The sequence below is a fragment of the Stenotrophomonas sp. HMWF003 genome (assembly GCF_003061285.1).
GTDB lineage: Bacteria > Pseudomonadota > Gammaproteobacteria > Xanthomonadales > Xanthomonadaceae > Stenotrophomonas > Stenotrophomonas maltophilia_AP.
On sequence record NZ_QAIW01000032.1, the window covers coordinates 1 to 6,982 of the forward strand.

A 6,982-nucleotide genomic window follows, 5' to 3' on the forward strand; every position below is an offset into this window, starting at 1 on the left:
CCCACGCACAGCACATTGGGCAGGTGCAGGAAGTCCCGCGCGGTCTGCGCGCTGATCCCACCGGTCGGGCAGAAGCGCACGTCGCCGAACGGCCCGTTCCACGCCGACAGCATCGCCGCGCCACCGGCCTGCACCGCCGGGAAGAACTTGAAGGTATCCAGGCCGTGCTCCAGGCCCAGCATCAGCTCGGACGAGGTGGCCACGCCGGGCAGGAACGGCAGGTCGGTGTCGCGCGCGGCCGCATACAGGCGCGGGGTGGCACCAGGCGATACCGCAAAGCGCCCGCCCACCTGCTTGACCTGCTCCATCTGCGCGGCGGTCAGCACGGTGCCGGCGCCCACCACCGCGTCGGGCACGGCCTCGACCATGGCCTTGATCGCCTCCATCGCAACCGGGGTGCGCAGGGTCACCTCGATCACCGGCAAGCCACCGTTGAACAGGGCGCGCGCCACTTCAACGGCATCGTCGATGTTCTCCGGGGTGAACACCGGAATCACCGGGGCCAGTTTCAGGACTGCACGTACACGTGGATCAGCGCCGGACATCGAATCGCTCCTCGCCCGTCAGGGCCATCACGTCAGCCTCGCTGACAGGGTTGAAGTCGCCCGGGATCGAGTGCTTGAGGCAGGCCGCAGCCAGGCCGAAGCGCACGATCGCCTCCGGTGCGAAGCCGCGCATCATGCCATGCAGGATGCCGGCGGCGAAGGCATCGCCGCCGCCGATGCGGTCCACGATGCCCACCATCTCGCGGGTCGGGGCCACCGCGCGCGTGCCGTCGCGGCCGAGCAGCATCGCGCCCAGCGCGTGGTTGTCCACGCTGTGCGGGGTGCGCTGGGTGCAGGCCATCCACTGCAGCCGCGGGAAGGCGGCAAACGCCTGCGCGGCCGCAGCGTCCACGCGATCGGCGGGGTACGGGTGCGGAAACTCCCCGCCCAGCACCACGCCGATGTCGCGGTAGTCGGCAAACAGCACGTCGGCGCAGGCGAACAGCGCGCGCAGGATGGCCGGCGCGTCGCCCTGCCAGCGCGCCCACAGGGACGGCCGGAAGTTCCCATCGAAGGACACCCGTACGCCACGCGCGCAGGCGGCCTGCGCCGCAGCCAGCGTGGCCTGGGCCATGGCCGGGTTCAGCGCCGGGCTGACCCCGGACAGGTGCAGCCAGTCGGCGCCGTCCAGCAGCGCGTCCCAGTCGTAGTCGGCGGCGGTGCCGCTGGCGAACGCCGAGTCGGCGCGGTCGTAGACCACTTCGCTGGCGCGCTGCACCGCGCCGGTGGTGAGGAAGTACAGGCCCATGCGGCCGGGCCGGACCTGCACGTGGCCGGTGTCCACCCCATGCCGGCGCAGCTCGCCGCTGACGAACCGGCCCAAGGGGTTGTCCGGCAACGTGCTGACCATCGCCACCGCATGGCCCAGGTGGGCCAGCGACACGCCCACGTTGGCCTCCGCACCACCGGGATGCACCGCCAGCTGCGCGCTCTGCAGCAGCAGCTCGCGGCCCGGTGCGCTCATGCGCAGCAGCAACTCTCCGAAACAGACAACACGACTCATGGCGGTGGATCCTTGTGAAAGCGAGGGCGCGTGCGGCGGCACCCGGATGGAATGGCTAGCGGTGTCATTCTAGCCATGGACGGCCGTGCGTCTACCGCGCCGAATGTCGAAAGCTTTGTCCCGCAAGCCTCCGGGGGACATTGAAAATCTGTTGCGCTGCAAGATGCTCCTTCTGGAACGGGCTGTTAACGTCCGCCCTGACCAGCGGTGTCATTGCACTGACATGTCGCCGGATAGCTGTTTCATGTAGCACCTTGGGAGAGGGAAAACATGCAATCTCGAAACATCCAGAAAAAGACACCGGTTACCATGCTTGCCCTGTCGATCGGCCTGGCGCTGAGTGGTACCGCGCTGGCCCAGGAAGCCCCTACCGACCTGGACACCGTCACCGTGACCGGCTACCGCGCCAGCGTCGAGAAGGCGCTGGACATCAAGCGCGGCGAAGCCGGCGTGGTCGATGCCATCGTCGCCGAGGATATCGGCAAGTTCCCGGACCTCAACCTGGCCGAGTCGCTGCAGCGCATTCCGGGCGTGGTCATCACCCGTGAAGCCGGTGAAGGTCGCAACATTTCCGTGCGTGGCCTCGGCCCGGACTTCACCCGCGTGCGCATCAACGGCATGGAAGCGCTGACCACCGTCGGCGCCGGCGACCAGAGCGGCGGCACCAACCGCGGCCGCGGTTTCGATTTCAACGTGTTCGCCTCGGACCTGTTCTCGCAGATGGTGGTGCGCAAGACCGCCTCGGCCGAGGTCGAGGAAGGGTCGCTGGGCGCCACCGTGGACCTGCGCACCGCGCGCCCGTTCGACTACGACGGCTTCACCTTCGCCGCCAGCGGCCAGGCCGGCTACAACGCCATGGCCGAAAAGGCCGACCCGCGACTGGCGGCCCTGATCTCAAACACCTTTGCCGACGGCACCTTCGGTGCGTTGCTGTCGGTGGCCTATTCCGAGCGCCAGGCGCTGGAAGAAGGCTCCAACACCGGGCGCTGGGCCAATGGCCCCAGCAACGGCAACTTCGCCCTCAGCCCGGCCTTCCCGGCCGCGCGCAGTGCCGACGTCTACCACCCGCGCTTCCCGCGCTATGTGCAGCTGGAACACCAGCAGGAACGTCTGGGCATCACCGGCTCGCTGCAGTGGAAGCCCAGTGACGCCACCGAGATCTCGCTGGACGCGCTGTATTCCAAGATCGACGCCACCCGCGACGAGCACTACATCGAAGCCATTTCCTTCAGCCGCAACCGTGATACCGGCAATCCGCGCCGCCCCGAGCGCGACGGCAAGCCGACGATGGTGGTCCGCAATGGCGAGATCCGCAACAACGCGCTGGTCTACGGCGAGTTCGACAACGTGGACATCCGCACCGAGAACCGCCACGACGAGTGGAGCACCGAGTTCAAGCAGGCCAGCCTCAACTTCGATCATCGTTTCAGCGACGCGTTCTCGATCAACGGCAGGGTGGGCGCCTCGCGCTCGGCGCACGAAAACCCCGTGCAGACCACCATCATCATGGACAAGTACGACGTTGACGGGTACAGCTACGACTACCGTGGCAACAGCCGTGCGCCGATCCTGAACTACGGGATCAACCCGACCGATCCCAACGGCTGGGAGCTGGCCGAAATCCGTCTGCGCCCGCAGTACGTGGACAACGATTTCGACACCGCCGAAGTCAACTTCAACTGGAACATCAGCCCCGGTTTCCGCCTCAAGGGCGGCGTGCTGGCCAAGAACTACACCTTCAGCACGGTGGAGCTGCGTCGCAACAGCGAAGTGGCCGTGCCAACCTTTGCCGACGGCACCCGCATCGTGTCGCCGGACCTGACCAGCCAGGCCGGTCTGAAGGGCATCTCCGGTTCGCCGTCCAACTGGGTGGTGCCCAACCTGGATGCCATTGCCGACGCGCTGGACATCTACAGCAACACCGGCACCTTCGCCGTTGCACCCCGCGCCAACAACAGCCGCAGCGTGGAAGAGAAGGACCGCGGCATCTGGCTGATGGGTGAGTTCTCCACCGACCTGGGATCCATTCCACTGTCGGGCAACTTCGGTGTGCGCTACGTGCAGACCGAGCAGACCTCCAGTGGCGCGGCCACCGTGGCCGGCGCGCTGGTACAGGCCACCACCAACCGCAAGTACAACGACACCCTGCCCTCGTTCAACCTGGTGGCGGAAGTCGCCCCGGACTTCCTGATCCGCCTGGGCGCGGCCAAGGTGATGAGCCGTCCCGGGCTGGGCAACCTGACGCCGGGCGTCACCGTGGCGGTGGCTGGCGGCGCACGGACCGTGGCCGGTGGCAACCCGAACCTGGATCCGTTCCGCGCCACCAACGTGGACATGAGCTTCGAGTGGTACTTCAACGAAGGCGCCATGGCCGGCATCGGCCTGTTCTACAAGGACATCGAATCGTTCGTGCAGACCACCCGCGAAGTGCGTCCGTACTCCAGCAGCGGCCTGCCGGCCAGCCTGCTCGACGGCACCGGTGCGTCGGTCAACGATGACTTCACCTTCACCATTCCGCTCAACACCCCGGGCGGCGAACTGTACGGCGTCGAGGCCAACTACACCCAGCCCTTCACCTTCCTGCCGGGCAAGTGGTCCAACCTGGGCGTGCAGTTGAACTACACCTGGGTGGACACCAGCATCCAGTACGTCAACGGCGCCGGTGTGCCGGTGATGAAGAACCAGCTTACCGGCACCTCGAAGAACGCCTGGAACGCCACGCTGTTCTACGAAGGTGAGGTGTGGTCGGGCCGGGTATCGGCAACCAACCGCAGCGACTACCTCACCCAGGCCCCCGGCCAGGAAACCGGCTTCAACGAGAACGGTTACCACGGCATGACCGGCACCACCGTGCTGGACGCCTCCCTGCGCTACCGCATCAGCGACCAGCTGGAACTGAGCCTGGAAGGCATCAACCTCACCAACGAGGCGTCCGACGAGTGGGTGTACTCGCCGAGCACCGGCGAGCTGCCGCTGCAGTACACCGAGAGTGGCCGCCAGTTCCTGCTCGGCGTGCGCTACAAGTTCTGATTCACCGGCAGGACCCAGCGGCGGCGTGAGCGATCACGCCGCCGGCTGCGCGCGCCGCCGTCGTTGCCATCCACGCCCTACCTGCATGCAGCCACGCTGCTGCGGCGCAAGATGCCGCCGCGTGAAGGGTTTGTTACGTTTCGGATGGCCAACGGTGTCACAGCGGCACATGCGCGACAGACGCTCCGGGGGAGGCCGGACGTCCATGACTCATCACCATCACGCTCGCATGGCGGCGCACCCTGGAAGGAAACACACGATGGATCGACCGTTCCCCCGTAAAAAGACACCGGTTACCTTGCTCGCAGTGGCCATCGCGTTCGCCCTGCAGGGCACCGCCGGCATCGCCGCGGCCCAGCAGACACCGGAAGCCGCCGCCGCACTCAACGCAGTCGACCTGGACAAGGTCGAGGTCAAGGCCACCTACCGCGAAAGCCTGCAGCAGTCGCTGGATGAGAAGCGCTACAGCGTCGAGCAGGTCGATGCGATCTACGCCGAAGACATCGGCAAATTTCCCGATCTGAACCTGGCCGAGTCGATGCAGCGCATTGCCGGTGTGTCGATCGACCGCGAAGGCGGCGAAGGCCAGCAGATCTCCGTGCGCGGCCTGGGTTCGGACTTCACCCGCGTGCGCATCAATGGCCTGGAAGCGCTGTCCACCGCCGGCAGCGGCACCACCGGGGTCAACCGCAGCCGCGGCTTCGACTTCAACACCTTCGCCTCCGAGCTGTTCAGCCGGGTCAAGATCAGCAAGACCCAGTCGGCGCAGACCGACGAAGGCTCGCTGGGCGCCACCGTCGACCTGCGCGGTTCGCGCCCGTTCGACTTCGAGGGTTTCCAGGCATCGCTCGGCGGCCAGTACGGCTACAACGAGCTGTCCAGGAACAAAGACCCGCGGATCTCCGGGCTGATCAGCAACACCTGGGCCGACGGTCGCTTCGGTGCGCTGATGTCGGTGGCCTACAGCAAGCGCACCATCTTCGAGGAAGGCTACAACCCGGTCCGCTGGGAGCACGGCAACTACCGCAACTCCAACCAGAGCACCGCGGCCAACAACGGTACGTACGGCTTCTGCAGCCCGGCCGGCTACGACCCGCAGACCCCGCGCAACCCGCTGGCCAATGAAACCGCCGCCGGCGTGGGCAGCGCCGCCAACCAGGCGCGCAGCAACGGCTGGGGCAGCTACGGTATCGATGCCACCCACTGCGGCCCCGGCCTGGACCGGCCCGCCGCCACGGCGGACAACATTGCCGCCTACGAAACCGCGACCAACGCGTGGATCCCGCGCTACCCGCGCTATGTGCGCACCGAACACGAGATCGAACGCCTGGGCGTGACCGGCGCGCTGCAGTTCAAGGTCAGCGATGACACCCAGTTGAACCTGGACATGCTGTATTCCAAGCTCGACAAGGACGTGCGCGAAGACTCCATCGGCGCCAACCTGCATCGCACCGCGCAGTACGGCGGCAAGACCCAGATCGTGGTGCGCGAGGCGCAGGCCGATGCGCAGAACCGCCTCACCTACGGCGTGTTCGACAACGTGGACTTCCGCACCGAATCCACCGCGATCGAAGAAAGCACCGCGTTCAAGCAGTTCAGCCTGAACCTGGAACACCGCTTCAACGACGCGGTGCGGCTGGACGCGGTGGTGGGTCATTCCGCGTCGAACTACGAACGGCCGGTGTTCTCGATGGTCAGCTTCGACAACAGCAACCTGGACGGCTTCGTGCTGGACATGCGCAACGGCAAGGTGCCGGCGATGTCCTTCCCGTTCGATCTCAGCGCCGTGGACAACTGGCAGTGGCTGGGCTACGGCAGCACGCCGGTCAACGCCAACGGCACCGCGCGCGGCGGCAACATCAGCGAAGTGCGGCTGAACCCGCAGTACGTCGACAACGCCTTCGACACGGCCAAGGTGGACCTCACCTTCGTCATCACTCCCACCTTCACCCTGCGCGGCGGTCTGGCCTACAAGGACTACGACATGAGCACGCAGGAGTACCGCAACATCAGTTACGGCCGGTTGTCGCAGGCGCTGCCGGACGGCGTCACCGTGGGTGACCTCAGCAGCTCGCTGAGCGGGTTCGGCAAGGGCATGGACGGCAGCCTGCCCAACGCGTGGCTGGTGCCGGACTTCAAGCAGATCGCCAACCTGCTGGACATCTACTGCAACTGCAACACCGGCACCCTGGGCGGTGACTACCGGCTGGCCAGCGTCGGCCACTTCGGCGCGTCCAACAACAATTTCGACGTCAACGAAAAGAGCTACGGCAGCTACCTGCAGCTGGACTTCAACACCGACCTGCTGGGTCGCGCGTTCCGCGGCAATCTTGGCGTGCGCTACGTGCAGACCCGCATTACCGCCGATGGCTATGCGCCATGCACGGCCGCCAGTGCCAACGAC

General features: G+C 66.5%; 4 protein-coding genes. 2 read left to right on the forward strand and 2 right to left on the reverse strand.

Annotated features, from left to right (window positions below):
• Both eda and DBR34_RS01205 read right to left on the reverse strand, forming a co-directional pair.
• Window positions 1-545 (reverse strand): bifunctional 4-hydroxy-2-oxoglutarate aldolase/2-dehydro-3-deoxy-phosphogluconate aldolase (gene eda, locus DBR34_RS01200; protein ID WP_128095378.1); only part of this gene is annotated, 545 nt, incomplete at its 3' end.
• Window positions 532-1,548 carry a sugar kinase gene (locus DBR34_RS01205; RefSeq protein ID WP_128095379.1) on the reverse strand — a complete coding sequence of 339 codons (1,017 nt, stop codon included), beginning with the start codon at window positions 1,546-1,548 and terminating at the stop codon, window positions 532-534. The genes eda and DBR34_RS01205, both read right to left, overlap by 14 nt.
• Window positions 1,549-1,818: 270 nt before the next feature.
• On the opposite strand from DBR34_RS01205, the gene DBR34_RS01210 reads away from it, so the two are divergent.
• Window positions 1,819-4,578 (forward strand): TonB-dependent receptor, encoded by a 2,760-nt coding sequence (locus tag DBR34_RS01210; protein ID WP_128095380.1) that lies wholly within the window; start codon window positions 1,819-1,821, stop codon window positions 4,576-4,578.
• Between the two features lie 259 nt (window positions 4,579-4,837).
• Window positions 4,838-6,982 (forward strand): TonB-dependent receptor (locus DBR34_RS01215; protein ID WP_128095381.1); only part of this gene is annotated, 2,145 nt, incomplete at its 3' end.